Origin of the sequence: Streptomyces sp. URMC 124, from assembly GCF_051386455.1 — a bacterium.
Taxonomy (GTDB): Bacteria; Actinomycetota; Actinomycetes; order Streptomycetales; family Streptomycetaceae; genus Streptomyces.
Genome location: NZ_JBPQTS010000108.1, coordinates 1 through 26,233, shown reverse-complemented (window position 1 = coordinate 26,233; position 26,233 = coordinate 1). Strand labels below are relative to the sequence as shown.

General features: G+C 73.9%; 22 protein-coding genes. 8 read left to right on the top strand and 14 right to left on the bottom strand.

All coding sequences use genetic code 11. From position 1 onward, the window contains the following. On the bottom strand, nucleotides 1–951 hold a 951-nt coding region (locus ACSNOG_RS21755; protein WP_436754362.1), incomplete at its 3' end, for a S1 family peptidase. 606 nt (nucleotides 952–1,557) lie between these two features. Continuing rightward, on the bottom strand, nucleotides 1,558–1,758 hold the full coding sequence (locus tag ACSNOG_RS21750) for a hypothetical protein (RefSeq protein WP_436754361.1): 201 nt from the start codon (nucleotides 1,756–1,758) through the stop codon (nucleotides 1,558–1,560). Nucleotides 1,759–1,943: 185 nt separating this feature from the next. Between ACSNOG_RS21750 and ACSNOG_RS21745 the strand changes: the two genes are divergently transcribed. Next, nucleotides 1,944–4,913: an AfsR/SARP family transcriptional regulator gene (locus ACSNOG_RS21745; RefSeq protein ID WP_436754360.1), complete on the top strand. Its 2,970-nt coding sequence runs from the start codon at nucleotides 1,944–1,946 to the stop codon at nucleotides 4,911–4,913. A 21-nt stretch (nucleotides 4,914–4,934) separates the two neighbouring features. Here the strand turns inward: ACSNOG_RS21745 and ACSNOG_RS21740 are convergent, their stop codons facing one another. The 11 genes from ACSNOG_RS21740 to ACSNOG_RS21690 form a co-directional block, all read right to left on the bottom strand. Then, complete coding sequence (locus ACSNOG_RS21740) at nucleotides 4,935–5,462, bottom strand: DUF4231 domain-containing protein (protein ID WP_436754359.1); 528 nt, start codon at nucleotides 5,460–5,462, stop codon at nucleotides 4,935–4,937. A gap of 16 nt (nucleotides 5,463–5,478) precedes the next feature. Next, the gene (locus tag ACSNOG_RS21735) at nucleotides 5,479–6,222 is read right to left on the bottom strand and encodes a glycerophosphodiester phosphodiesterase family protein (protein ID WP_436754358.1); all 744 of its coding nucleotides are present in this window, start codon (nucleotides 6,220–6,222) and stop codon (nucleotides 5,479–5,481) included. 20 nt (nucleotides 6,223–6,242) lie between these two features. Continuing rightward, nucleotides 6,243–7,397 (bottom strand): patatin-like phospholipase family protein, encoded by a 1,155-nt coding sequence (locus tag ACSNOG_RS21730; RefSeq protein ID WP_436754357.1) that lies wholly within the window; start codon nucleotides 7,395–7,397, stop codon nucleotides 6,243–6,245. Further along, the gene (locus tag ACSNOG_RS21725) at nucleotides 7,390–8,430 is read right to left on the bottom strand and encodes a hypothetical protein (RefSeq protein ID WP_436754356.1); all 1,041 of its coding nucleotides are present in this window, start codon (nucleotides 8,428–8,430) and stop codon (nucleotides 7,390–7,392) included. Before ACSNOG_RS21725 ends, ACSNOG_RS21730 begins: the two co-directional genes overlap by 8 nt. Continuing rightward, entirely contained in the window at nucleotides 8,427–9,332 is a 906-nt protein-coding gene (locus ACSNOG_RS21720) for a hypothetical protein (RefSeq protein ID WP_436754355.1), read from the bottom strand. The genes ACSNOG_RS21725 and ACSNOG_RS21720 overlap by 4 nt, the downstream gene beginning before the upstream one ends. Before the next feature lie 3 nt (nucleotides 9,333–9,335). Further along, nucleotides 9,336–11,162, bottom strand: coding sequence for an Hsp70 family protein (locus ACSNOG_RS21715; RefSeq protein ID WP_436754354.1), 1,827 nt, complete (start codon nucleotides 11,160–11,162; stop codon nucleotides 9,336–9,338). Nucleotides 11,163–11,431: 269 nt separating this feature from the next. Next, nucleotides 11,432–12,217 (bottom strand): 3-oxoacyl-ACP reductase FabG, encoded by a 786-nt coding sequence (gene fabG / locus ACSNOG_RS21710; RefSeq protein WP_436754353.1) that lies wholly within the window; start codon nucleotides 12,215–12,217, stop codon nucleotides 11,432–11,434. Next, complete coding sequence (locus ACSNOG_RS21705; RefSeq protein WP_436754352.1) at nucleotides 12,214–12,486, bottom strand: acyl carrier protein; 273 nt, start codon at nucleotides 12,484–12,486, stop codon at nucleotides 12,214–12,216. Before ACSNOG_RS21705 ends, fabG begins: the two co-directional genes overlap by 4 nt. A gap of 74 nt (nucleotides 12,487–12,560) precedes the next feature. After that, a complete protein-coding gene (locus ACSNOG_RS21700) occupies nucleotides 12,561–13,571 on the bottom strand; it encodes a beta-ketoacyl synthase N-terminal-like domain-containing protein (RefSeq protein ID WP_436754351.1) in 1,011 nt (336 codons plus the stop codon). Continuing rightward, complete coding sequence (locus tag ACSNOG_RS21695) at nucleotides 13,568–14,725, bottom strand: beta-ketoacyl-[acyl-carrier-protein] synthase family protein (protein WP_436754350.1); 1,158 nt, start codon at nucleotides 14,723–14,725, stop codon at nucleotides 13,568–13,570. The genes ACSNOG_RS21700 and ACSNOG_RS21695 overlap by 4 nt, the downstream gene beginning before the upstream one ends. Next, the gene (locus ACSNOG_RS21690; RefSeq protein ID WP_436754349.1) at nucleotides 14,722–16,506 is read right to left on the bottom strand and encodes an AMP-binding protein; all 1,785 of its coding nucleotides are present in this window, start codon (nucleotides 16,504–16,506) and stop codon (nucleotides 14,722–14,724) included. The genes ACSNOG_RS21695 and ACSNOG_RS21690 overlap by 4 nt, the downstream gene beginning before the upstream one ends. 325 nt (nucleotides 16,507–16,831) lie before the next feature. On the opposite strand from ACSNOG_RS21690, the gene ACSNOG_RS21685 reads away from it, so the two are divergent. From ACSNOG_RS21685 to ACSNOG_RS21660, 6 genes are all read left to right on the top strand, one after another. After that, complete coding sequence (locus ACSNOG_RS21685; protein ID WP_436754348.1) at nucleotides 16,832–18,574, top strand: AMP-binding protein; 1,743 nt, start codon at nucleotides 16,832–16,834, stop codon at nucleotides 18,572–18,574. Beyond that, on the top strand, nucleotides 18,571–19,029 hold the full coding sequence (locus ACSNOG_RS21680) for a hotdog fold thioesterase (protein ID WP_436754347.1): 459 nt from the start codon (nucleotides 18,571–18,573) through the stop codon (nucleotides 19,027–19,029). The genes ACSNOG_RS21685 and ACSNOG_RS21680 overlap by 4 nt, the downstream gene beginning before the upstream one ends. A gap of 129 nt (nucleotides 19,030–19,158) precedes the next feature. Next, nucleotides 19,159–20,640 carry an MFS transporter gene (locus ACSNOG_RS21675; protein ID WP_436754346.1) on the top strand — a complete coding sequence of 494 codons (1,482 nt, stop codon included), beginning with the start codon at nucleotides 19,159–19,161 and terminating at the stop codon, nucleotides 20,638–20,640. Nucleotides 20,641–20,805: 165 nt separating this feature from the next. Beyond that, nucleotides 20,806–22,659 (top strand): asparagine synthase (glutamine-hydrolyzing), encoded by a 1,854-nt coding sequence (gene asnB / locus ACSNOG_RS21670; RefSeq protein WP_436754345.1) that lies wholly within the window; start codon nucleotides 20,806–20,808, stop codon nucleotides 22,657–22,659. Between the two features lie 151 nt (nucleotides 22,660–22,810). Then, nucleotides 22,811–23,476, top strand: a complete 666-nt coding sequence (locus tag ACSNOG_RS21665) for a hypothetical protein (RefSeq protein WP_436754344.1) — start codon at nucleotides 22,811–22,813, stop codon at nucleotides 23,474–23,476. A 75-nt stretch (nucleotides 23,477–23,551) separates the two neighbouring features. Continuing rightward, the gene (locus tag ACSNOG_RS21660; RefSeq protein ID WP_436754343.1) at nucleotides 23,552–24,133 is read left to right on the top strand and encodes a DUF4291 domain-containing protein; all 582 of its coding nucleotides are present in this window, start codon (nucleotides 23,552–23,554) and stop codon (nucleotides 24,131–24,133) included. A gap of 70 nt (nucleotides 24,134–24,203) precedes the next feature. Here ACSNOG_RS21660 and ACSNOG_RS21655 read toward each other — a convergent pair whose 3' ends face one another. Then, nucleotides 24,204–25,046: a hypothetical protein gene (locus ACSNOG_RS21655; RefSeq protein WP_436754342.1), complete on the bottom strand. Its 843-nt coding sequence runs from the start codon at nucleotides 25,044–25,046 to the stop codon at nucleotides 24,204–24,206. 247 nt (nucleotides 25,047–25,293) lie between these two features. Here ACSNOG_RS21655 and ACSNOG_RS21650 point away from each other — a divergent pair. Continuing rightward, nucleotides 25,294–26,233, top strand: a 940-nt coding sequence (locus ACSNOG_RS21650; protein ID WP_436754341.1) for a hypothetical protein, incomplete at its 3' end; no start/stop codon positions are given.

Sequence of the window (26,233 nt, the reverse complement as noted above, 5' to 3'; positions counted from 1 at the left end):
GTCGCCGCTGCCGCCCGAGGTGAGGCCGAGGGCGGTGGCGCCGTCGAAGAGGGCCCCGCCGCTGTCGCCGGGTTCGGCGCAGACCGAGGTGCCGATCATGCCCTCGACCGCGCCCTCCTCGTAGTTGACGGTGACGTCGAGGGCGGTGACCTCGCCGCCGTGGACCCGGGTGGTGCTGCCGCTGCGCTGCACCTGCTCGCCGACGACGGCTTCCCCGGCCTTGCTGATGTTCTGCGTGCGGCCGTTGTAGAGGTCCACCGCGCTCGGGTGGGCGATGGAGGACGTGTAGCGGACGAGCGCGTAGTCGTGGCCGGGGAAGGACGAGCTCTCGGTCACGCCGATCTGGGTGCCGCCCTGGGTGGCGGACCAGGTCCGCGAGGCGTTGCCGCAGTGCCCGGCCGTCAGGAAGTACGGCTTGCCGCCCTTGGTGACGTTGAAGCCGAGCGAGCAGCGCACGCCGCTGCCCCAGATCGCGTCGCCGCCCGCGATGAGCGGACGGAACGTCCCTGCCGTCCTCTTGACCGCGGCCTTGTCCCCGAGGCGTGCGACCGCCCGGTCGAGCCGGTCCTGCCGGGCTCCGGTGACCGTGCTGTCGGCGGTGACGACGACCTTGCCGAGGCGGGGGTCGACCGACCAGGCCGTGCCCGGAATCGTGGCCTCCGACTTCAGCGTCCGCAGGGCCGAGGCGAGCTCGGCGGCGGAGTGGCGCACGGTCCTGGGTTGGGCGCCGGCGGCCCGTACCCCGGCCGCCGTCTCCCGGTCGAGGACGTTGACGACGAGCCGGCCGGTCCGGGAGTCGTAGTACGAGCCGGCCGTGGCCGTTCCGAGGTCGGCGGAGATCTGCCGGGCGAGCTCCGCGGCCTGCGACGAGGACAGCCGGCGAGGCTCCGGTGCCGGCGCGGAGGCGTGTGCGCTGGGGAGGGTCAGCGCCGCGGCCGTCAGGGCGACCATCGCCGCTCCGGCGGCCGCCGTACCGCGCGTGGAGACGGCGGAGATGCGGGAACGTTTCACTCGTGACCTCCTGTGGGGGAGTGCCCGGTGGCACGGTGGTGCCCGGGCGTGGAGGACGTGCGGGTGCGGTGCGCGTACGCGTACGCGACGGACATGTGCGAGCGGCAAGTGCGACGGACGTGCGTGACCCGTGTGCGTGAGGCGTACTGATGCGCACCGGTGAGGACGTGAGGACATGGCGCGCGACAGGCCGATGAGATCGTCGCGTCCATGTCAAGAACGGGATACGGGTGAGTATCCCGATGCGGCAAGCGGAAGTTCAAGAGCGACATTCGGTCGCGCGAAGGGCGCCGGCCGCGGCCCCCCGGAGACCCAGAGGCACCGCAAGCCGTCCCCCTGAACGGGAGTGACGGGTGCGGGCGCCCGTCGGGCGGTGACCGGACACCGCCGGGCGCGCCTGTCCGGTATTCGCTCCCCGCGGACCGCCGGTGGAGCGGGGCCGGACGTTCTTTGCTCAGTCTTAACGGCCGGACTCAACGGCCGGAGCGCGGCAAAGGCAAAGCCGGGCCCCGCCGTTCGCACGGCAGGGCCCGGCCGGGCGTGCGGCTACTGCGCCCCCGTGGTGTGGGTCGGGCGGATCGGTCCGCTCCCGCCCTGCGCCTGCGGCGCGGTGCCCTCGGCGGCCTCGACCGGCTTGTCCAGCTCGGCCGAGAGCGCCTGCTCGGTGGGCGTGGCGGGCTGGGGCGCGGCGGGCTGCTCGGCGGGGGCCCCGGCCTGCTCGGTGCTCTTGGGGTCCTCAGCGGTCATATCGAAACTCCTGTGTCAGGCGTGCGCTGCGATGCGCAGGAACAACTGTGCCTGCAGTATGTAACGGCGCTGTCAACGGACGATCAACGGCCCCTCACCAGACGTCGCCCGCCCCGGCGCGGGGCACTGAGGTACTGTCACCACCTGTCGCCGGACAGAGCCGGCAGGGCACGGTCGGGGGAAAGATGCGGGACACAACACAGCCGTCCGCAGACCGGTTCCATTTCCAGCTGCTCGGCCCGGTGCGCGCACTGGCGGACGACCGCCAGGTGGACCTGGGCACGCGTCAGCAGCGCGCCATGCTCGCCGTCCTCCTGCTGCGCGGCGGCGCCACCGTCTCCAGCGACGAACTCATCGACGCCCTGTGGGGCGAGGCCGCACCGCCCCAGGCCCTCGGCACCATCCGCACGTACGCCTCCCGCCTGCGCAACCTCCTCGAACCCGGGCGCGCCGCCCGCACCCCCGCGACCGTCCTCGTCTCCGTCGCCGGCGGCTACGCCCTGCACGTGGCACCCGAGCGCGTCGACGCCCTCGTCTTCGAACGCCTCCTCGCCGAAGCCGGCGCCGCCCACGCCGCGGGGGACGTCACCGGCGCCCACGCCGCGTACACCGCCGCACTGGAGCTGTGGCACGGCGCCGCGCTGGCCGGCCTGCCCGGCCCGTACTGCGAGCGCCAGCAGGACCGGCTCTCGGAAGCCCGCCTGGCCGCGCAGGAGGGCCTCTTCGCCTGCGGTCTCGCCCTCGGCCGCCACGCCGAGCTGGTCCCCGAGCTCACCTCGCTCGCCGCCGAGCACCCGCTGCGCGAGCGGCTGCGCGCCCAGCTGGTCCTCGCCCTCTACCGCTGCGGCCGCCAGGTCGACGCCCTCGCCGCCTACGCCGAGGCGCGGCGGCTGCTCGTCGAGGAGCTCGGCGTCGAACCCGGCCCGGAGCTGACCCGGCTGCACGCCCAGGTGCTGTCCGGCGATCCCGGGCTCGCGCCGCCCGCCGCGGGGGCCGCGGCCGCGGCCGGCCCGAGCGAGGCGCGCCGCCCGGCCGGAGCCCCCTTCCAGCTGCCCGCCGGCATACCCGACTTCACCGGCCGCGAGGACCTGGTGCGCGAGGTGCACGGCGCGCTCACCGGCGCCGCGGGCCGCGCCGTGATGATCGCCATGCTCACCGGCATAGGGGGCGTCGGCAAGACCGCCCTCGCCGTCCACACCGCCCACCTGGCCCGGCCCGACTTCCCCGACGGCCAGCTCTACGTGGACCTGCGCGGCGCCGGATCCGACCCCGCCGACAGCGGCAGCGTCCTGGCCCACTTCCTCCAGGCTCTGGACGTCCCCGAGGCCGACATCCCCGACGACCTGGAACAACGCGCGGCCCTCTACCGGTCCGTGCTCGCCGACCGGCGCGTGCTGCTCCTCCTCGACAACGCCCGCGACGCCGCCCAGATCCGCCCGCTGCTGCCCGGCACCGCCGGCTGCGCCGTGCTCGTGACCACCCGGTCCCGTGCCCTCACCCTCGGCGGCGCCCGCCACTTCCACATCGGTGTCTCCAGCGAGCCGGAGGCCCTCTCGCTGCTGGCCGCCATCGCCGGCGAGGAGCGGGTCGCCGGGGAGCCGCGCGCCGCCGCGGCCCTGGTCGCCTCGTGCGGCCACCTCCCGCTGGCCGTGCGCATCGTGGCCTCCCGCCTCGCCTCCCGGCCGGGCTGGACCGTCGCCTCGCTCGTCGCCCGCCTCGACGACGAGCGCCGCCGCCTGGACGAGCTGCAGGCCGGCGACCTGACGGTGGAGACCACCTTCCGCCTCGGCTACACCCACCTGCCGTCCGACCAGGCCCGGGCCTTCCGCCTGCTGGCCCTCGCCGACGCCCCCGACCTGCCGCTGGCCGCCGCGGCCGTCCTCCTCGACCGCGACGAGTTCACCGCCGAGGACCTCGCCGAGGGCCTCGCCGACGCCGGGATGCTCGAGTCGTACGCCCCCGGCCGCTACCGCTTCCACGACCTCCTCAGGCTCTACGCGCGTCGCCGGGCCGAACGCACCGAAGCGCCGCGGGAGCGCAGCGAAGCCGTCGAGCGCCTCCTCGACCACCTGCTCGCCACCGTCGGCAACGCCTCCCGCGTCCTCGAACCCGACCACGCCCTGCACCGGCACCTGCACCCCGTCGCCGCGCCCGGCCTCGTCTTCGCCGACGCCGACGAGGCCCGCCAGTGGCTGCGCCGCGAGCACATCACGCTCGCGGCCACCCTCGCCCAGGCCGTGCGCGAACTCCCCGGTGCCCTGCGCGCCGCCGGTGACCTGCTGCTCACCTGGTCCGGCCTGATCGAGGGCCCCGCGCACCGCGACGAACTGCGCCGCCTGTCCGAACTGACCGCCGCCGCCGGGCGCGAGGCGGGCGACGCGCACGTCGAGGCCCGCGCCCGCTACACCCTCGGCAACCTGCACTACCTCACCGACGTGTACGAGGCCGCCGAGCGCGAGCTGTCCCAGGCGCTGCGCCTCGCGGAGGCCGCGGGCGACCCCATGTGCCGCCACCTCGCCGCCAATGCCCTCGGCATCCTCTGCTTCGCCACCGACCGCCCCGCCCGCGCCCTGCCCCTGCTGGAGCAGGCCCGCGTCCTGTGCGAGGTCCTGGGCGACCGGGGCAGCGAAGCGCGGGTGCTCGCCAACACCGCCCGCGTCCGCCTCGCCCTCGCCCGGCCCCGCGAGGCCGAGCGCGACGCCGCCGAGGCCGTCCGCCTCGCCGAGGCCACCGGCAACGGCCCGACCGTCGCCCTCACCCTCTACCAGCACGGCTGCGTCCTGCGCGAGACGGGCCGCCCCGACCTGGCGGCACGCCGGCTGCGCGATGCGCTCGGCTCCTTCATCGAGCAGCAGCAGCGCGGCTGGGAAGGCCTGGCCTGGGCCCGCCTCGCGGAGTGCCGGCTGGCCGAATGGCGCGAGGCCGACGCCGTCTCCTGCGCCGAGCAGTCCCTGCAGATCGCCCGCGAACTGGGCAAGACCTACTGCCAGGGCCTGGCCCACGCCGTCCTCGGCCGGGCCCTTCCCCGCCTGGGCGACCCGTCCCGCGGCCGGGACCACCTGCGCGAGGCCCTGACCCTCTTCGAACGGCTGGGCGTCCCGGAGGCGGCGCAGGTCCGCACCCTCCTCGCGCAAACCCCGGCGACGGCGCCGTGACCCGGGGGTACGGACCCTACGTCAGCGCGCGGCGCGGTTCGGGGCGCCGCCGTTCACCGGCTGGACGGCCGGGCCGGGGTCGGGCAGGTTCTTGAAGAACTCCGAGGACTCGCGGCCGCGGATGCGGAACACCGCGTCGAGGAGGGCGTGCGCCGACCGGGGCGAGCCGTCGGACCGGTCGGGAGCGGACGCGCCCGCGCGCCAGGCGAGATAGACGCGGGTCAGCTCGATCTCGGTCTCCCGCAGCAGTATCCAGGAGACGTCCCAGCGGTAGAAGCTCTTGAGCGCCGTGGTGGCCGCCACCAGCAGCCCCGCACCGGCGATGGCGGCGGACTTGCCGGGGAAGTCGAGGGCGGTCAGCACGGGCAGGGCCGTCCCGACGAGGATCACCAGGGCGCCGCTCAGCCGGTAGAGCCGCCGGTGCCAGGCGGCGCGGACGTCGTAGAAGTCGATGACCTCCAGGACGTACTGCTCGGCGGCGGCCGTGAAGCCCTGCTCGGAGTTGCGCCAGCGGGGCGCCTTCGCTCTCAGGCCCAGTTTCCTCAACACAGCTTTTCCCCCACGCTCACAGGGCTGACACGGGCAGGTATCCGGAGAAGAAGACGTTGGCCACCGACTCCCGGGCGGCGCGCTCCTCCTCCGGCGAGTGGACGGTCCAGCCGATGACGGGAAGGCCCCGCCGCTGCCAGAAGCGCAGGGCCCGGGACGGCAGGGCGGCCAGTTCGAAGCTGATGAAGGCGGGGCGGACGGCGGCGTTGGTGACCATGGACCGGCCGACGGCACGCAGCACCGGCGGCGCGGACCGCAGGGCGCCCCCGATCTGCCCGACCGGCACACCCGGCAGCATGCGCCCCAGCCGGTGGACCGCACGGGGGTCGAAGGACTGCACGGCCACGCTGCCGCCGTAGCCACTGATCGCCGCGGCCACCGCCCGCTCCAGGCCGAGGGCCCCGGCCACACCCCACCGGCGGACGTCGACCATGACGGGCACGCGGCCGGCCACCACGGCGAGCACCTCGGGCAGCGTGGTGGGCACGTGCGAGGCGAGGGCCGAGGAGGCCACCGCCCGCAGCTCCCCGAGCCGCAGGGAGGTGACGGGCAGCTCCCGCCCCGACGGCAGGCGCACCGTCGCGTCGTGCACGACGGCCAGGGCGCCGTCCCTGGTCAGCTGCACGTCCAGTTCGAAGGGGACGCCGTGCTCGACGGCGCGCCGGAACGCCGCCATCGAGTTCTCCGCCACGGCGTCCGGGCCCCCGTGCAGGCCCCGGTGCGCGATCGGCCGGCTCAGGTGCCAGGGGAGATCTCGCACGGTGCCCTCCGCAGCGGTCGTCACGACGGTGTCGAGGGCCGGGGAGCGTCGCACAGCCGCTGGAACGCCGCGAGCATGCGGGTCTCGGCCCGGGAGAGGGAGTTGTGCACGCCGAGCAGGTGGTGCAGCTCCTCGAAACGCACCCACGCGTCGCGGTAGCCGAGGCGGCGCAGCGCCTGGACCCGGTCCGGGGAGAAGGACAGCAGGCCCGTCAGCGGGCCCAGCGGGCCGGGCGGGACGATGGGCACGCTGGGGCGGATGTCGATGCGGGTGACGCGGCTCGCGGCGTGCGAGCTCACGACGGCGTCCGGGTGCAGGTGGACCACCACCACGACCTCGCAGTGCTCCTGCTCCGCGAAGGCGCGCACCGGGGTCCGGTCGCCGGGGCCGCCGAGCCCGCCGTCGAGGTAGGCGCAGCCGTCGACCACGCGGGAGGGGAAGATGAACGGCAGCGCGGCGCTGGCGAGCACGGCCTCGCGGATCTGGTGCTCGGGAAGGTGGTTGAGCGGCAGGACATCGCCCCTGGCACCGCCCAGCCACCGCATCACTTCCATGAGGTGGCGCAGCCGCACGGGCAGCGACGCCGTGCGGGCCAGCGGGTAGGCGACCACCCACAGGGGTCGGCCGGCCCGGATCGCGGCCGCGTCCACCGCCTCGTCGACCAGCTCCTCCAGCAGCCCGACGCGGCGGCGCAGGCCCAGCAGCCGTGAGGCGAGCAGCCGGGCCTGCCGGGCCGTGTCCTCGGCCGCCACCCCGGCCGCGTCGAGCGGCAGGCCCCGGTCGGCGAAGGGCGCCACCCCCGACTGGGTGGAGAAGCGCTCCCAGAACTCCGCCAGGCGCAGGGTGCCGGTCTTCAGGTCCGGGGCGCTGACGAGCACGGCGCCGTTGAGGGCCCCGATGCTGGTGCCGGCGACGGCCGCGATGTCCAGGCCCATTTCCGCGAGGTAGTCGCAGACGCCCAGTTCGTACGCGCCCTTCGCGCCCCCGCCGGCCAGCACCAGGCCGATGCGCAGGGAACCGGCCGGCCGGAACGGTGGCCCGCCGGCCGCCGCCGCGGCGGGGTCTTTGGCGCCCGGGGCCGCCGTGGGCACGGGCAGGGCCCGCCCGGAGGCCACGCCGCCCGCGCGCTCCGCCCATCCGGAGAAGGTGTGCTCGACGTCCTGTCCGTCACTCACGTCCCGCACCGTCCCCTCCGCCGTCGCCGGGCTCCGCGAGCTTGCGGAGCCGGATCCGCCGCTGGCGCGCCTCCGCGAACTGCTCGGCCACGATGCGCCGCACGAGCTGCTCGACGCTCAGGCTGGAAGGGAGGAAGAGGTCGCCGCTGCCGCTGCTGTCGCGCAGGGCGGAGCGCGCGGCCTCGTCGGCTCCGGCCCCGGCCACGGAGAGCTCCGCCGCCCGGGCCAGGGCCGAGGTCAGCGGCCCGGCCGCGTCCGACAACTCGTCCGCCACGCCGAGGCCGAGCAGCTCGGCCACCATCAGCCGGTGGTTCTCGCTGGGCAGCTCGCGGACGACGGTGGACAGCATGCCCGGCAGCGACTTGACCCCGTCGAACCAGGGCACGGGCGGGTCCTGCAGCATGCGCTCGGTCAACTGCCGCTGCATGAGGGCCTCTTCTCCGGTGAAGGCGTACGTGCCGGCCGGGCCGGAGGCCACCTCGCGGGCGAGCAGGACCGCTCCCACCAGCCAGGGCAGGCCCGGGTCGGGCCGCGGGTGGCGCCAGCGGCGGGCGGCGGCGTCCATGGCCGTACGGGCCTCGAGCGCCGCCAGCCGCCGCTCGTGGTCGGACAGGAAGCGGCCCGTGTCACTGGCGAGCCGGGCCAGGATCTCCCCCAGCTCGCCGATCGCGTCCGCCGACCACTGGCCGGCCGTCTCGACGCGCTCGATGCGCTTCTTCGCGTCGTGCACCTCTTCGGAGACCTCGGCGACCACGAGGTCGGTGACGGTCATCCGCTCGCTCAGGTGCGTCAGCCAGCGCAGCGTGAGCTTCTGGGTGCTGAGGACCCGGTCGCGCACGGTCCGTTCGCGTATGCGGTCGCGGCCGGTCGCGCGGCCGAGCAGCCGGGCGAAGAACCCCTCGCGGGCCCCGGCGCGCGCCAGGTCGTTCGCGGTGTGCAGGTCGTTGGTCAGTTCGAGGAGCAGCCGGTCGTCGACGAGCGGCACGCCGCGGGCGACGATCTCCAGGGAGAGGACGTCCTCGGGGGCCGTCACGGGGCCTCGTCCGGAACGAGGAAGACGAACGCCTTCAGGTGGTGCTCGGGCGCCTCGCCCTGGACGGCGTAGGCGGGTGCGACGACGAAGCCCGGGGTTCCGGTGTCCTGTCTGTTGTACGGCTGGTAGTCGCCCTCGGCGAGGGCGTCGACGCCGACGTCGAACTGCAAGGTGGCGGGCAGTTCCACGGCGGCCATGTCGCGGATGATGCCGTTGGCCGCGTCCACGACCTTGCGCAGCCGGGGGTCGGCGCCCTCGGTCGCGTAGCCCCGCTCCGTCAGCACGGAGAACACGTCCTCCGGCGCCGCGGCCGCGCCCTGCCGGGCCGGAGCGAAGAGGAGGTGCACGGTCTCGGCGACGGCGCGGGCCCGTGCGGCCGGCATGCCTCCGGGCACCCGGTCCCACGGCCGGGCGTCGGCGGGGCACAGCTCGCGGGCGAGGTTGCGCAGGTCCTGGTCGACCAGCCGCTGGTAGCGCTCCTTGATCTGGGAGTGGCGCCGGTGCATGTCGCTCGGCGCCTCGCCGGTGGCGATGGCGTCGCGGACGCCCGCGGAGCGCAGCCGGTCCAGCAGGCCCTCCACCTGCCGGGTGCGGCTCTCCAGGCGCTCCACCCGGGTGGCCAGGACGGTCACGCCGTCCGACAGCTGGCCCACCGTCTCCCGCAGGCGGCTGATGTCGTGCTGCACGGAGGATCCCCGCCTGGACTTGGCGTTCTGCTGCTCGGTCCGCGCGTCCACGCCGTGCTGCCACGACTCCACCGCGATCAGCCGGTCGTGCAGCTCGCGCAGCTGGTCGAGCCACCACTCCTGCGAGTACTGGCCGCTCGTCGCCGCTCGCATGGAGGGGGCGGCGGGGGGCTCCTGAGAGGCCTCGTGCTCGTTCCACCCGTAGTGGTCGTACATGGCTCACCTTCCTTGCGGGGCGTCGGGACGGTCGGTGCTGCCGCGGCCGTAGAGGTCGTCGAAGGCGACCTCGGCGCGGCGGGCGGCTCCGGACCGGCGGTCGCGGACCTCCACTTCGATCTCCGTCGTCCCGAACGAGAACGCGACGTCCAGGGAACGCTGGCTCGTGGGCAGGCCGACCGAGCCCGAAATATCGGGAACGACTTTCCCGACGGCCTCGCAGCCCTCCTCGTCCGTGTATTGCGGGTCGTGCGCGTACGTGGCGTGGATGGTCACCTGGACCGAGGTCCACTTGGGGAATACCGCCACGGTGCTCCGCGCCTGGTGATCGGCCGGAACGAGATCGTTGCGGCGGACCATCACGACGAAGCGGTCATTGCACTTCTCGTTTCCGTCGTCGTCGATGAAGAATTTCTCCTGGGGGTCGACGCCGTGCCGGAAAGGCATGCTGCAGCCGAATCCGTAGGTGTATTTGGAGCGCCGTCCCCAGATGATGGAGGGGTCGTACGCGAAGTGCACGGCGCCGCCGAGAACGGCGACGGCGGGATCCATCGGCGTGATCACCCGGACTTCGTGGCCGAAGCGCTGGGCGATGCGGTCGCGGAGGTAGGTGGAGCGGGCGAATCCGCCCACCAGCAGCATTTGTTCGCGCCCTACCGGCGGCCCGTCGCCGCCCGCCGCGGCCCGTTGCCGTTCGATGGTGGCGAGGATGGGGCGCACCACGGATTCGAAGAGCTGCGTGACCTCGTGCGCGGTGATCTCGATGTAGTGCGTCTCGCCCGAGGCGAGCACCGTCAGCCGGGACCTGGTCGGTTCGTCGAGGGCGTCCCAGATCTTGCCGGGGATGCTGACGAGCACCGTGTCGTTGATGACGGGAGTGCCGTCGGCGGCCGTCTCGGAGACGAGCCGCACCTTCTCGGTCTCCCATTCCGACTCCAGCTGCCCGACCTCCTTGGGGTAGGCGGACACCAGCGCTTTGAGCTGCTGCTCCCCGAAGCGGTCGGCGAGGATGTCGGTGACGAAGGCGTGGTTGACGTAGGCGGAGCCGAGGCGGTCGCCGTCGGCGACGCGGGTCTCCTTGAGCTGCCCGGGGCCGACGCCCGCCGCGCGGATCTGGTAGCTGGTGATGTCGACGGTGCCGCCCCCGCAGTCGACGACCATGAACCGGCTGCCGGGGGTGTCGACCTCCAGCTGCCCCTCGGGGCGGTCCGGGCCGAGCACGGTGCCCGCGTTGAGCGCGCAGTAGACCGCGGCGGCCTCGGGCTCCTGCACCAGCAGTAACCGCTCGGCGTCCCCCGGGAGCCCCGCCGAAACCGCGGCCGTGCGCATGAACTGCCGGTCGGCCTCGGTCCACATGGCGGGGATGGTCAGGCACCAGCGGATCTCGTCGGCGGTGTAGGCCGCGCCGCCGACGGCGTAGCGGCCGATCTGGTCCAGCGCGGCCCCGCGGACGTGCATGAGCATGGCGGTGACGAGGTCCTTGACGGTGTCGCGCCGTGCCCCCGCCAGGCGGCCCTGGAACTCCGGGATGTCCGACTTCCCCTCGCGGCCGTGAATGGCCATCTTGAACTTGCTGGCGTAGCCGAAATTCTGCGGGTTCCCCCGGGCGAGTTCGCGGTCCCAGGCATTGCGCGCCTTTTCGCCGAACTTCACCGGCTCGCCCGCCCGGTTCACCAGGACGGCGCTCAGGTCCTTCGGGTAGGTGTGGCCCCCGGATTGTGTGAACGGCTGGTAGACCACGACCCGGTGACCCGCCGCGTCCTGGAGCGCGGAGACGGTGGCCCAGGCGAATCCGGTGCCGTGCGTTCCGAAATCGATCGCGACGATCACCTTGGGTTTGAAAATCGCATCACGTGTTGACGGCGTCATGGCTCCCCCGAGCTCCGCACAGTTGCCGACAGGTGCTTGAGGGTACACGTCACTCCCGGTGCCCGGGAGTCCGTTCGCGGAATGGCTTCCACCTGTGTGCGGCGGCGGTCCGCGGAATGGATTTCCTTGCTGTCAGCACCGATTGGGGAGCGCCGGGAAGGGGAGCGGGGGAGCGTCCACGGGATTCGTGGATATATCCATCCGATCTTTCTCTCGTGGTGGTCGTGGCGTTATCCCGGCAACCCCCCGTTGATCTCGACGACCTGACCGGTGAGGTACGAGGCCCGGTCCGACACCAGGTACGCGACCAGGTCGGCCACCTCCTCCGGGGCACCTGCCCGGCCGAGCGGGATCTGCTCCAGGTGACGCCTCGTCACCGCGGCGGGCAAGGAGGCCGTCATGTCGGTGGTGATCAGTCCCGGGGCCACCACGTTGGCGCGGATGCCGTACCGGCCGGCCTCCTTGGCGAGCGAGCGGGTGAAGCCGATGATCCCCGCTTTCGAGGCCGCGTAGTTGGTCTGCGTCGCGCTGCCGCTGACACCGGCGATGGAGGAGAGGGTGACGATCGCCCCCTTGCGGCGCTTCATCAGCGGGAAGACGGCCGCGCGGCAGATGTTGTACGTGCCGTGCAGGTTGGTGTCGATGACCTCCCGCCACTCCTCGTCGGCCATCAGCGCGAGCGGCCGGTCGCGGGTGATGCCCGCGCAGGTGACGACCGCGGCCGGCGGGCCGAGCTCGCGCACGGCCGCGGTGACGAACTCCCGGGCCGCGGCGGCGTCGGCGACGTCCGCCTGCTGCGCGTACACCCGGACGCCCGCCGCCAGGGCCGCCTTCGCGGTGGCCTCGGCGGCGTCGGAGTGGGAGCGGTAGCAGAAGGCGACGTCGTGGCCCTCCTCGGCCAGCCGCGTCACCACCGCCCGCCCGATGCCGCGCGAGCCGCCGGTGACCAGCGCCACCGGCCGCTCCGCTACGCCGGCCGGAGGCCCGCTCCGGCCGGTGCCGGCGGCGGCGCTCATGCCGCGGTCCCGCCCGCGGCCCGCTCCCGGACCAACTCGGCGATGCGCCGGAAGGAACCCAGGTCCGCGAGGTCGGAGTCGTCGATGCGGATGCCGTACTGCTCCTCGATGCGCACGGCGATCTCCAGGGAGATCAGCGAGTCCACCTCGAGGTCCTCCTTGAAGCGGGCGTCGTCGGTGACCTCCTCGACGGGGAGTTCGAGGGCGTCGGCGACGACGGCGCGGAGCTCTTCGGTGTCGAGGGGGGAGGTCGTGGGCTGAACGGTCATGGCGGGGTCTCCGGATTCGGGGGTCGGGACTTGGCGTGTGAAGTTCGGTAACTCAGAGGAGGATTGACTGTGAGTCAGGGAGCTGTCAGCAGCAGCGCCGCCGCGGCGTCGTCACCGGCACTCCCGGCCGTGGCCAGGACCGCGCCGCCGTGCACGCCGCCTTCCGCGCCACTGTCCGCGCCGCTTTCCGCGCGGCGGTCGAAGTGGGCGACGGCCGCGGCGCACTGGAGCACACCCAGGGCTCCGGAGCAGCGGCCGAGCCGCCCCGTCAGGTCGACGGCCGGGACGTCCGCGGGAGCACCGGCGGCCTCCTCGCCGGTCAGCCACAGGCCGACGCTCGCGGGCGGGGCGCCCTGCAGGACGGCGGTCACCGCTGCCGCCGGCGCGGCGCCGCGCGCGTACGCGCCCGCGCCGACGACGGCCCGCGGCCGGGCACCGCGTGCAAGCGCCCGTCCCCGCGACTCCAGAACGAGGGCGACCGCGCCGTCGAGGACCGGCCCGCCCAGCAGCTTGGTGACCGCGTCCCCCGACGGCTCGACGCCGATGACGACGGCCGTCTCCGCGCGCCCCGCGGCGAGGGCCCCGCACGCCCAGTACACGGCGTCGAGTCCGCTGGTGGGACCGTTGCACAGGGTGATGCTCGGGCCGCGCAGCCCGTGGCGCATGGCGACGGATCCGGCGATGACGTTGCTGGAGGTCTGCGGGAGGCCGAGGGGGCTCAGGCCGGTCACGGTGTCCCGGGCGATGACGTCGGCGAACGCGCAGACGCTGTCCAGGATGCCGAAGTTGGAGCTGACGAGCACGGCCGTGGTGTCACCGTCGCCGGTGAACGCCTTGCCGTCGTGCAGGCCGGCGTCGCGCAGGGCCGGTTCGGCGGCCCGCAGCGCCAGGCGCGAGGCGCGGTCCTTGTGCCGCATCTCGCGGCCGGTGAGTCCGGTGTGCGGGTCGAAGCCGCCCTCGCGGACGGCGCCGAGGAGCTCGTCGGGGAAGGTCAGGCCGGGGACGGCGAGTCCGACGCCGGTGACGACGACCTGGGGCCGGGTGGGGCCGTCCGTGGCCGGGACGGTGCGTGCGCTGTCGTTCACCGGACCGCCTCCACTATCGCCGCGGCGTTGATCCCGCCGAAGCCGAACGCGTCGATCTGGGCGAGGCCGATGCCGGCCGGTGCCGCCGTGTCCTGGACGAGCCGCAGGCCCGCGGCCTCCTCGACCGGGTCGGTGAGCCCGAGCACCGGCGGGACCGTGCCCTGCCGGAAGGCCAGTGCCGCGACGACCAGGCTGAGCAGCCCGGATCCGCCCAGCGTGTGGCCGGTCATGGACTTGACGGCGGTCATCAGCGGCCCGCCGCCCCGGTGCCCGCTGCCGGGAGCGAAGATCTGCGAGAGCACGCCGGCCTCGGTCGAGTCGTTCTTGGGAGTGCCGCTGCCGTGCAGCATGACCAGGTCGATGTCCTCGGGGGAGACCCCGGCGCGCCGGTGGGCGTCGCGCACCACCCGCGTGATGCCCTCGGGGTCGGGGGCGGTGGGGTGATGGGCGTCGCAGTTGATGCCGACGGCCCGTACGCGCGCGTGCACGCGCCGCGCGGTCGACTCCGCGTCCGGGGCGCGCTGCACGACGACGGCGACCGCGCCCTCGCCCATCAGCATGCCCTTGTGCGAGCGGTCGAAGGGGCGCAGGGCGTCGGGGATGTCGTTCTGCACCCGGTCCAGCGTGCCGAAGGCGCTCTCGCCGATGGCGTCCGTGCCGGCCACCACGACGGTGTCCGCGGCCCCCGCCTCGATGAGGTCGGTGGCCATGGCCAGCGCGTACAGCGAGGCGGCGCAGGCGTTGGCGAAGGTGTACGTGCGCGTGGCGCCGAAGGCCTCGCGCAGTGCGGTGCCGAAGTGCAGGGAGGAGGGGGACAGCGGCGCGCCGGTCCGCCACCACAGCTCGGCGCTGCGCTGTTCCTGGAGGGTCGTGCCGACCAGGACGGGCGTGTCGGCGAGGTCGTGGGGGAGGCCCGCGTCGGTGAGGGCCTGGGCGACGGCCTGCCGCAGCCAGCGGGTGGCCCGGCCCGGCTCGTCGGTGCCCGGGCGGGCGCGGTCGTCGACCTCGTAGGCCTGCCTGGCCCGGTACTTGGTGGTGTCGAAGGCGCGCAGGCCGGCGAGCCCGCTGCGGCCCGCGCAGAGCGAGGCGAAGATCTCCTGCGGGGTGCCGCCGATGCTCGCGACCGCCCCCATGCCCGTGATGTCCCAGGTCATGACTGTCCCATCCGCTCGCGCAGCCGGTAGGCGGCGAGCTTGCCGGTGGCCGTCGCCGGCAGGACGTCGACGAACTCGAAGCGGCTGGGCCGCTTGTACGGGGCGAGGCGGCTGCGGACGCAGGCCCGGATGGCCCGGCGCACGGCGTCCCGGTCGGTGCCCTTGGCGGTGACGGTGAAGGCCACCGAGCGCTGCAGCCCGTCGGGGTCGGGGGCGCCGACCACCACGCAGTCCGTGACCCCGTCGATCGAGCGGACCACGTCCTCGATCTCGCGGGGGACGACCTTGTAGCCGCCGAGGTTGAGGATGTCGTCGGCGCGGCACAGGTAGGCGATGCTGCCGTCGGGGTTCCGGCGGACGATGTCGCCCGTGTAGGCGCCGCCCGCGTCGAAGGTCACCGCGTCGTCGCCGGCCCGGTCGACGTAGCCGAGGGAGACCGTGGGCCCGGCGATGTGCAGCCGGCCGTCGGTGCCGTCGGGCACCGGCGCGCCGCGGTCGTCGCGGACGGTCACGGTCACCCCGGGCACGGGCAGGCCGGCCAGCCCGTGCAGGGACCGGCCCGGGGGCGTGGCGACGGCGACGTGCATGACCTCGGTCGCGCCCAGGCAGTTCATGACGGGCGCGCCGAAGGCGGCCTCGATGCGCCGGCTCAGCTCGGCCGGGCAGTGCTCGCCCGCGGTCAGGCACAGGCGTACGGACGACAGCGCGTCCGCGTCCAGGCGGTCGGCGGCTTCGAGGAGGCCCGCGTACAGGCGCGGCACCGAGCACAGCACGGTCGGCCGGTGGCGGCGCAGGGCGGCGCTCACCGACCGCGGGTCGACGGCGCCGCGCAGGACGACGGCGCTCGCCCCGGCGGCCAGCGTGCACAGCACCGAGCTGCCGAAGCCGTAGCCGAACGACATCCGCGCGGTGGACAGCACGATGTCATCGGGCCGCAGGTCCAGGACGGCGCCGTAGCCGTCGAGCATGGCGCCGATCCCGGCGGCGGAGTGCCGCACGCCCTTGGGGCGGCCGGTGGAGCCGGACGTGTACTGGATCAGCCACTCGGCACCGGCGGGGCGGGACGCCGCGGGAGTTGGCGCTCCGGGGCGGTGGGCTCCCGTGGTCCGGCCGTCGGCCAGCCCCTCCCTGACTTGATGACCCGTCAGAATCGGCAGGTGTGCGAACGCCTCCTGCAGGGCGGCCTGCTGGGCGGGGGAGGTGTCGAGGTGGACGACGCCCGCGCCGCAGTCGGCGGCGACGAACCGGATGTCCTCGCCGCCCAGCATCGGGCTCACCGGAACCGGCACGCACCCGTGGCACCACAGCCCGAGCACGGCCACGACCGTGGCCACCGAATCCTCGGCGACGACCAGGGCGCGGGTGCCGGCCGGCACGCCCAGGGCGTCCAGGGCCCGCGCGTAGCCCTGCGCGGCCTCGTACAGGCGGGCGTACGAGACCGTGCCGGCGTCCGGGTCCGCGTACGCCGTCCGCCCGCCGTGGCCCGCGGCGACGTGGGCGCCGACCAGGCGGTCCACCAGGTCTCCCGGGCGCGGGCCCTTCACGGCGAGCAGCTCCGCCGCGTCCCGGACGCTGTCCATCCCCGCCGTCTCGTCGTCGCCGAGCGCGACCCCGAAGGTCTGCTCGATGCGCGCCGCGATCTCCACCTTCTCCAGGGAGTCGACCTTGAGGTCCTGGTGGAACGAGGCGTCGGCCCGTACGTCCGCCACGTCGAGGTCGAGGACGAACGCCACGATTTCGCGAAGCCGGTCGCCGGTATCGCCGGTATCGGATTTCCGCACAGGTGGCACTGTGTACTCCTTCTCGGGAACGTACGGCTACCGGTCACTACGGATTCCGGAGCACGCCGGAGGACTTTCCCGAACATAGCCACGGGCCTGTGACGGCCGAACCCGCGGCGGGGGAGTCCGTCAAGTGGAATCCGCCCCGGCCCGCGACGCCCCTACTCCCCGTGATACGGGGCGACTTGACGGGCTATCCCGCGCCCGTTGGCGGGCCCCGGGACGGCGCGCCTAGCGTCGCCTCCGGTGGGCCCGCACGGCGGACTGCCATGTTCCGGCACCCCCCACACCGCATGCCGACCGTCCCGAATCCGAGGCCAGGTGAATGATGCCGCTCACATCGCACACGCTCCTCACACCGGAGGCCCGCCTGCGCCTCGTGGACCACCCCGGGCTCGGCGGCGGCAACGCCTGGCGCGTGGCCGCCGAGACCAACCCCGCGGCCGACCTGCCGCTGCTCGCCGCGGACCTGCCGCTGCTCAACACGGACGGCTGGCAGCAGACCGAGTTCAGCCTCCGCCAGCTCGACGGCCTCGCCGAGGCGTGGGCCGCCTGGTACCACGACCGCGGCGTCCGGCCGCGCGACCGCGTCGCCATCTACATCGAGGACTCCTTCGAGGACCACCTCCACCTCGCCGCCCTCGCCCGCATCGGGGCGATCGCCGTCCTCATCAACGGGAGGATGAAGCCGGAACTCGCCCTCGGGCTGATCCGCCGCACCGCGCCCGTCGGCATCTACACCGACGCCCCCCGGCTGGCCCTCTTCGCCGGCCGCGAGCGCGAACTGCCCGTCGTCCGCTGGACCTGCACCCGCCAGGACGCCGGCATCCTCGGCAACCGCACCCTGCCCGCCGGGGCCGAGTACCGCCATGGCGCGGACGACCCCGTCGTCATCTGCCACTCCTCCGGCACCACGGGCAACCCCAAACCCGTCGTGTGGACCCACGCGCAGAGCGTCGCCGGAGCCCGCTACCGGCTGGCCAACCCGCCCGGCCCCGAGACCTCCGTCGTCCTCGCCGCCTACCCCCAGTCCCACTCCAGCGCCATCGCCTTCACCTTCTACTCCCTCCTCGCCGGCGTCCCCACCGTCGGCTGGTCCGACCCCACCGGACCCGGGCTCGCGCGCGGCTGCGCCACCTACCGGCCCGGCGTCGTCCTCGCCTTCAACGAGGCCCTCGCCCACCTCGCCACCCACGGCCCCGACCCGGCCGACTTCACCTCCGTCGAGGTGTGGGTCAACCTCGGCGACTGCGGCCACGACGCCCACATGCGGCGCCTGATGGAGCTCGGCCGCACCACCCTCGGCGACCGCACCGTCCCCGGGTCGGTCATCGACGACGGGCTCGGCTCCTCCGAGCTCGGCTGGGCCGCCCTGCGCCGCGAGATCACCCCCGACAGCCCGCCCCGCGCCCGCCACCTCGGCCGCCGCGTCCCCCTCTCCGAGGTCGCCGTCCTGCGCGAGGACGGCACGCACGCGGACCCCGGCGAGGTCGGCCTGCTCGGCGTCCGCGGCGACTCCATCGCCCGCGGCTACTGGAACGACTCCGACACCACCTACCGCTCCACCCTCGCCGGCTACTGGCTCTCCGGCGACCTCGTCCACCGCACCGAGGACGGCGAGTACTTCCACGTCGACCGCGCCGTCGACCGCATCCGCACCGACGCCGGCGACGGCTACTCGGCCCTCATGGAGGAAGAGATCCTCCTGGGCCTGAAAGAGGTCGCCGACTGCGCGGTCGTCGCCGGGCACGACCAGGACCGTACGGTGCCCGTCGCCCTCGTCCGGCTCTTCGGCGGCGCGGGCGACGCCGCGGACCTGCTGCGCCGCGCCAACGACATCCTCGACCGGATCGGCCAGCCCCGCCTCGCCCTGCTGGAGATCGCGGCCTCCCCGGGCGACATCCCCCTCGGCCCCACGGGCAAGGTGCTCAAGCGGCAGCTGCGCGAGAAGTACGTGGCCCTGCACAGCTACCGGCCCGCGGACCCCGCCGCCGTGGCCACGGCCGGCGACGGAACGGCGGCGGCCCCGGCCGCCCCCGCCCCCGCGGAGGCGGTGACCCTCCGATGACCACCGTCACCCCCGGCCCCCCGAGCCTGCCCGACGTGCCGCCCGAGGACGCCGTCGCCTGGATCAACGCGGCGGGCGAAGGCACCCTGGCCGGCCGGATGGGCATCACCTTCCACGAGGCGACGCCGCAACGCCTGGTCGCCACCATGCCCGTGGCCGGCAACACCCAGCTCTACCGCATGCTCCACGGCGGGGCCTCCGCCGTGCTCGCCGAATCGCTCGGCTCGATCGGCGCCGTCCTGCACGCCGGCGACGGACACATCGCCGTCGGCATCGACCTCAACGCCACCCACCACCGGGCGGTCCGCACCGGGACCGTCACCGGAGTCGCCACCGCGCTCCACCTCGGCCGGACGACGGCGACCTACGAGGTCGTCATCTCCGACGAGGCCGGGCGGCGCCTGTGCACCTCCCGCATCACCTGCGCCGTCCACGGCCGGCGGAAAGCCCGCTGACCCGCAGCTCCCTTCCCCCTTCCCCCCTTCCCTCTTCCCCCTTTCATCTTTCATCCGCCCCGCACCCGTACCGACCACAGGTCCGCGAACCGCGCCGGCCGCCGCGCGCGACCGGCGCCGAGGAGCCCCATGACCGACCAACTCGCCCCGCCCGCCGTGGCGGAGGCCTCGACCCCATCGACCATACGCACCGGACCTATCCTCCTCGTCCTGCTGTCCGCGATGTTCTTCGCCCAGTTCGACTTCTTCGTGGTGAACGTCGCCGCGCCGTCGCTGGAGGAGAGCATCCACGCGGGGCCCGCCGCCCTCGAACTCGTCGTCGGGGGCTACGCCTTCGCCTACGCGGCCGGCATGATCACCGGGGGCCGGCTGGGTGACAAGTACGGCTACCGGCGGCTGTTCGTCATCGGCACGATCGCCTTCGGCATCACCTCGCTGCTGTGCGGCATCGCCGTCAACCCCGAGCAGCTCGTCGCCGCCCGGCTGGCCCAGGGCCTCGCCGGCGCCGTGATGGTCCCGCAGGTCCTCGCCGTGATCACCGCGGACTTCCCCGACGAGCGCAAGCCCAAGGCCATGGCCTGGTACGGCGCCGCCGCCGGCCTCGGCTCCATCGCCGGTCAGGTCCTCGGCGGCGCGCTGATCGCCGCGGACTTCGCCGGCCTCGGCTGGCGGACCATCTTCCTCATCAACGTGCCGTTCTGCGCGGTGATCGCGGCCGCCGCCCTGCGCGTCCTGCCGGCCCAGACGCACCGGCGGCGCATCGGCCTCGACCCCGTCGGGGCGTCCGGCGTCACCCTCGCCCTCGCCCTGCTGCTCGTGCCCCTGACCATGGGCCACACCTCGAACTGGCCGGTGTGGACGTGGGTCAGCATGGCCCTCGCGATCCCCGTCGCCGCGCTGACGCTGCGCTGGGAGCGCGCCCTCACGCGCCGGGGCGGCGACCCCGTCCTCGTCTTCCCGCTGTTCCGCAGCCCCTCCTTCCGCGGCGGCGTCATCGCGAGCGTCGCGTTCATGGTCTACTTCGGCAGCTTCATGTTCACGCTCACGCTGCTGCTGCAGTCCGGCCTGGACCTCGGCCCGTTCCAGGCGGGCCTGGTGTTCTCCCCGATGGGCATCCTCTTCACCGCCACCTCGATGATCGGCGGCAGGCTCACCGGCCGCTGGGGCATGAGCGCCCTCGTCGTCAGCAGCGCGGTGATCGTCCTGGGCCTGGTGGCCCTGGCCGTACGGCTGTACGCGGCCGGCCCCGACACCGGCCTGCCGTGGATCGTGCTGTGCCTGTGCCTGATCGGCGCCGGCAACGGCGTCGTCCTGCCCGCCCTCTTCGGCGCCGCGCTGATGCGGGTCCGGGCCCAGGACGCGGGCATCGCCTCCGGCATCCTCACCACCACCCAGCAGTTCGCGAGCGCCGCCGGCGTCGCCGTCATCGGCGCGGTGTTCTTCGCCGTCGCCGGCCGGCACGCCACCGACGCGAGCTGGGCCGATGCCATGGCCTGGGCCACGGCGATCAGTGTGGTGATGGTCCTCGTCGTGATGTGGATGACGTGGACGTTCCGCCGCTTCACCGACGGGGGCGAACGCCCCGCCGAGGTTCCCGCCGCGCACGTCTGACCGCTGCCGGCACGGCACCGCAGGGGTGCGGCCCCTTCCGCAAGGAGGGCCGCACCCCCTCTCACCCGTGAGGCACACCCCCCAAGGCACCTTCCCGTAGAGGCACGCCCCGAAGAGGCAACCCGGCATCCCGGCATCCGGCAAACCGACAGGAGACAGCACGCCATGTGCGGAATAGCAGGATGGGTCTCGTACGACCCGGCACGCCCCGTCACCGCCGACACGGCGAACGCGATGACACACACCATGGCGTGCCGCGGCCCGGACGCGCACGGCCTCTGGCGGGACGACCGGGTCGCCCTCGGCCACCGCCGCCTCGCCGTCATCGACCCCGACGGCGGCAAACAGCCCATGACCTTCGAGCAGTCCGGCCGGACCGTCGTCGCCCTCACCTACAGCGGCGAGGTGTTCAACTTCCGCGAGCTGCGCGCCGAGCTGGAGGGCCGCGGTCATGCCTTCCGCACCAGCAGCGACACCGAGGTCGTCCTGCACGCCTACCTCGAATGGGGCAAGGACTTCACCGAGCGCCTCAACGGCATGTACGCCTTCGCCCTGTGGGACGCCCGGACCCAGGAGCTCTTGCTGGTCCGCGACCGCATGGGCATCAAGCCGCTGTACTACCACCCCACCCCGGACGGCGTGCTCTTCGGCTCCGAGCCCAAGGCCATCCTCGCCCACCCCGCCGTCCGCCCGGCCATCGATGCCGAGGGCCTCGCCGAGCTCGTGGCCTTCACCAAGACGCCCGGCCACGCCGTCTACAAGGGCATGTACGAGCTGCCGCCCGGGCACACCCTGCGCGTCAAGCACACCGGCGTCCGCCTGCGCCGCTACTGGGCCCTGGAGGCCCGCGACCACACGGACGACCTCGACACGACCATCGCCCGCGTCCGCGAGCTGCTGGAAGACATCATCGCCCGGCAGATGATCGCCGACGTCCCCCTCGGCACGCTGCTCTCCGGCGGCCTCGACTCCAGCGTCATCACCGCCCTCGGTGCCCGGCAGCGCGCGGCCGAAGGCGGCGCCCCCGTGCAGTCCTTCGCCCTCGACTTCGCCCGCCACGCCGAGAACTTCACGGCCGACGACTGGCGGGGCACGCGCGACACGCCGTACGCCGAGGCCCTCGCCCGGCACGTCGGCTCCGACCACCGCGTCATCACCCTCCCGTCCTCCGCGCTGCTCGACACCGCCGCCCGCGAAGCCGTGATGCGCGCCCGGGACCTGCCCTTCGACCTCGGCGACGGCGACACCTCCCTCTACCTGCTCTTCAAGGCGGTCCGCGAGCAGTGCACGGTCGCGCTCTCGGGCGAGTCCGCCGACGAGGTGTTCGGCGGCTACCGCTGGTTCCACCACCCCGACTCCGTGGCCGCCGACACCTTCCCCTGGCTCGCCCCGCCCTTCGGCACCGGCATCTCCGGCCCCGGCAGCGGCCCCGGCGAGTCCCTGCTGGACCGCGGCCTGCTCCAGAAGATCGACCTGCAGGGGTACCGGGCCGACCGCTACCGCGAGGCGCTTGCCGAGGTGCCGCACGTGCCCGGGGCCTCCCCGCAGGAGCGGCGCATGCGCGAGATCGGCTACCTGCACCTGACGCGTTTCGTCCAGTGGATGCTCGACCGCAAGGACCGGGCCAGCATGGCCGTCGGCCTGGAGGTGCGCGTTCCCTTCTGCGACCACCGCCTCGTCGAGTACGTCTTCAACACCCCCTGGGCCATGAAGACCTTCGACGGCCGCGAGAAGTCCCTCCTGCGCGCCGCCACCCGCGACCTCCTGCCCGGCCTCGTCGCCGACCGCGTCAAGGCCCCGTACCCCACGACGCGCGACCCGTTCTACCTCGACGGCCTGCGCGCCGCGCTCAAGCGCGCCACCGAGGGCCCGGACTCCCTCGTCCGCCCGCTCCTCGACGGCCCCTCGCTGGCCGCCGCCACCGCCGACGACCCCCGGCCCGGCTACCGCACCGGCAGCGAACTGGTCCTGGCCCTGGACTTCTGGCTGCGGACGCAGGAGGTGTCGCTGGAATTCTGACCACGCGGGCCGGCCCTGCGCGTGCCGCCCTCCCCCTCCGCCTCCCCCCAAGTCGGCCAGTTGTCGACTGCCGGGTGGCACGCACAGCCACGACACTGCAGGTGATTCCCGCGGCCGAGTACCGAGTACGCCGAGCACAGGGAGGCACCTGATGATCCATCTGACCGAGACCCTGGCGCTGCAGAGCGTCGAGGATTTCGTGACACCGGCGGAGCTCGGGCAGCTGGTGAAGATCATGGACAACGAGATCGCGGCCACCGGATGGAAGCCGCGCCGCCAGGCCGAGCTCCTGCGGGCCCCCGGCCTCGCCCAGGAGATCCTGCGCTCCGCCACGGCCCGCGCCCTGCACGTCCTCCAGCGGGCCCTGCCGTCCGTCGCCGCCGACGCCCGCTGGGACTACACCGAACTGACCGCCGGCCAGCACATCCCGACCCACATCGACGGCATCCCCGACCCGGCCGTCGCACCCCGGCGCATCGGCCGCATCGGCGTGGTGCTCGAAGACGCCGACGCGGGCGGCGAGTTCTACATCGAGACCACCGCGGCGCCGGGCATCTGGACCGGAGCCGTCGTCGGCGAGGCCGAGGGCTACGCCCCCGGCACGCCCCTGACGCACAGCATGCCGCACCTCGGCGGCCACGAGGCCGTGCCCGCCTGGCTCCGCGACACCCACTCCACCCGCTGGCTCACCGCCACCCGCCCCGGCACCGCACTGGCCTACGGTGCGCAGGTCCTCCACGGCGTACAACCCGTACGCGCCGGAAAACTCCGCAAGTTCGTCACCGACCTGCTGGACACCCCGCCACCGCGCAGATAGCCCCCCGCGGGCCACGCCCGCCACCGCCCGTAATTCATTTGGCCGGGTCACCGGCGCCCGCCCACACTTGCCCCCATGCAAGAACCCCACCGCCGAATCCGGGCGGCGCACACCGACAGCACCATCACTGTCTACCAGGCCTACGCACCCCGCCTCGGCCTGCCGGCCGCCCGGGACGGCCGCTTCCCCGCCACGTGGAAGCGTGACCGGATGACGTGGATCAAGCCCTCCTTTCTCTGGATGATGTACCGCTGCGGCTGGGGCACCAAGGCCGACCAGGAATGCGTCCTCGCCGTTGAGATCGACCGGGCCGGATTCGACTGGGCGTTGGCCAACGCCTGTCTGTCCCACTACGAACGGGGTGTCCACGCCGACCGTGCCGCCTGGCAGCGCGAGCTGAAGGCGGCACCGGCCAGGGTGCAGTGGGACCCCGAGCGCGACCTGCACCTGAAGGCCCTGCCCTACCGCTCCCTCCAGCTGGGCCTCGCGGGCGAGGCGGCGCGCCGCTACGCCGACGAGTGGACCGTTTCCATCACGGACGTCACGCCCCTGGCGCGCGAGGTCCACCGGCTGGTCGCCGCCGGCGAGCTGGATGAGGCGCGGCGCAGGCTGCCGGAGGAGCGGCCGTACGAGCCGGGCGGCGGTCCGCACCCGTAGCGGGTTCATGGCCGGAATTCGCCCGCAGTGCCGGCGTGAACCCGCCGATGCGCGCGCTCGCGCCCCCGCGTCAGTCCGCTGCCAGCAGCTCCGTGAGCGGCAGGGCCGCGACGTCCCGCGCGGGCCGCGAGAGGTAGAGCGTCGTGTGGAAGTACCCCTCGCTCTCCTTGCCCCTGGGGTCCTCGCCCGCGGCCTCGACGGCCGCCACCGCGTACTGCTGCTCCTCCGCCCCGCTGAAGTGGCGCTGCGGGAACGTGCGGGCGGTGTACTTCTCCGTGGTGAGGCCGTGGGCGGCCAGGGCCTCGGCGATCGGCTCGTACGAGGCGGTCCGGAGCACGAACGAGGCCACCCAGGGCGGTGTGTCCGTGCCGGCGGTGAGCGCCTTGAGCGTCCTGGCGGACAGGAACGTCGTCCCACCGGTGATGGTGACGAGCCGGGCCCGCCGCGTCCACCGCAGCAGCTCCGCACTGGGCTCGGCGGTCTCCAGGTTCTCGGCGAACCCCTCGTCCAGCAGCCCGGCGGCCCGCGCGTAGGACACCGCCTGCCCGGCGACGTCGATGCCCGCCACCCGTACCGCGCCAGGGCGCCGGCGCGCCGCGAAGTACGCCCGGTCGTCCTCGACGAGCTCGGCCGTGGTGAGCGTCGCGACCTGCGGCGAGGTGTAGCGGGCGTAGAGCTCCTCCAGGGTGACGTCGTGGTTGAGGAGCGCCGCGTTGATGCCGTAGGAACAGCAGATGTCCACGACGGTCGGCGGCTCCTGGCCGGGCGGGCCCCCGAGGGTCTCGGCCATCCGCCGGAAGACGCTCTGGGCATGGTGCGGCGTCTGGTACTCCAGAGGCCCCAGCACCGTGAAGTACGCCCGGGGGTCGGGCTGGTCGTAGATCTTGTCGAACGAGGTCATCCCGGAGGTCATCGCACAATTCCTCTCGCCCCTGGGGACCGGACGGACCGGCCCCGCTACAGGTAGAGCCTCCGGGGCCGAAAAGGGAACAGGGCAGGGGGCAAATCCGGCCATTCTCGGCTACTGCCCTGCGTCATGTCCTGCGGAGTGCAGGGGTGCTGACGGGGCACCACCGGTGCACGTCTACAGTGGCCGCTCCCTCCCGGTGGAGACCGGGCATACGAGATAAGCGAGCACGTGCGTGTCAGGCGAAAGACCCGTGTCCGGCGGACGCGGCAAGAACTCTCCCTCCCAGGAGCCCCCGGGCTGGCGCACCGGCCCCGCGTGGCAGGAGATGAACGGAACCGCCGCCCGTAGGCGCCGGATCCTCGGCGGCCTCGGCGTGGTGGCCGTCGTCGCCGCCACCCTGGTCGTGCTCGAGCCCGGCCCGGTCCTCTCCCGGATACCCGGCCTCGGGGACGAGGGCACGGACGACCGGAGGACGACGGCCTCCCACGGCACGGCGGCGCCCCTGGCCCCCGAGACCGAGCGCCCCAGCGGCGCCCCGGCCGGCACCGACGGCACCCCCACCCTCGACCGGCCCTTCGCCGGGTCCCCGGCCGAGCGCTACGCCGACGGCGCGGCGGGCATCGACCTGCCCGAGGCTCGCCCCGTGGGGGCATTCTCGCGAGATCAGGTGGCCTCCGCCCTGAAGCTGACCAAGGACTTCCTCGTCGCCGCCAACCTGGACCCCGCCACCATCCGCGGCGAGCGCCCGGCCGCCGCCCTCGCCCTGCTCGACCCCCACCAGGACGACCTCGTCACCGACGTCAACGCCTCCCTGAGCAAGCCGGGCCGCGACCACGACCCGCTCACCCTCTTCAGCCGCTTCGACGGCAAGGAGGTACGCATGGTGGGGGAGACCGTCAAGACCCGGGGGCGGATGACGTTCGCGGAGCACCAGGACGGCTCCGTGGCCGTCCACGCCGACTACACCTTCGTCTACCCGCTGGTGAAGGCGGAAAAGGGGTCCCGGGAGGTCGTGCGCACCGTCGTGCGCCGCGTCCTGGACACCGAACTCCTCGACCCCGAGCGCTTCCGGGTGACCCCGGGCAAGCTGACCTTCCGCGGCTACAACGTCGACATCGGCAACTCCGCCTGCGGCGTCTACGACGGGTTCATGCACCCGGCCTTCCCCACGGGCCGCCCCGACCACACCC